The 227-nt window shown below is 44.1% G+C and carries 1 protein-coding gene; it reads right to left on the reverse strand.

The window, feature by feature from the left end; genetic code table 11:
* Nucleotides 1-227, reverse strand: a 227-nt coding sequence (locus CWC11_RS21465; RefSeq protein ID WP_138684219.1) for a phosphopantetheine-binding protein, incomplete at both ends; no start/stop codon positions are given.

Raw genomic sequence — 227 nt, forward strand, 5'->3', positions numbered from 1 at the left:
AAGTTGTTTCCTATAAGTTTTGCCTGCTTTTCTATGGTGTTGTGCTCGAAAAAAGCCTTGATAGGGAAGTTAATTGCAAAAGTTTCATTAATTCTGGCCACCAGCTTAGTTGCCAACAGTGAATGGCCGCCAAGCTCAAAGAAGCTATCGGTGATACCTACTTTTTCTAAACCCAACACCTGCTGCCAAATTTCACTCAGGCGTATTTCCGTCTCCGTCTGCGGAGC

It is taken from the genome of Pseudoalteromonas sp. S3178 (assembly GCF_005886985.1).
Lineage (GTDB): Bacteria > Pseudomonadota > Gammaproteobacteria > Enterobacterales > Alteromonadaceae > Pseudoalteromonas > Pseudoalteromonas carrageenovora.